The sequence below is a fragment of the Acinetobacter sp. ATCC 27244 genome (genome assembly GCF_000156555.1).
GTDB classification, from domain to species: Bacteria; Pseudomonadota; Gammaproteobacteria; order Pseudomonadales; family Moraxellaceae; genus Acinetobacter; species Acinetobacter haemolyticus.
In genome coordinates this window covers 1-236 of the sequence record NZ_GG666019.1, presented here as the reverse complement: position 1 = coordinate 236, position 236 = coordinate 1, and the positions used below count along the sequence as shown (strand labels likewise).

Genomic DNA, 236 nt, shown 5'->3' with positions numbered 1-236 from the left:
AAGTCTGAAATTGCAAAAGTAGCAGAGAAATTAGCTGAGTACCCGAATGCGACTGCTCGTATTGAAGGTCACACAGATAACACTGGTCCACGTGCATTGAACGAACGTCTATCTTTAGCTCGTGCAAACTCTGTTAAATCAGCGCTTGTAAATGAATACAATGTTGATGCATCTCGTTTGTCTACTCAAGGTTTCGCTTGGGATCAACCGATTGCTGACAACAAAACTAAAGAAGG

1 protein-coding gene is annotated in these 236 nt (G+C 41.9%); it reads left to right on the top strand.

The window, feature by feature from the left end:
- Nucleotides 1-236, top strand: a 236-nt coding sequence (locus HMPREF0023_RS16050; protein WP_008942611.1) for an OmpA family protein, incomplete at both ends; no start/stop codon positions are given.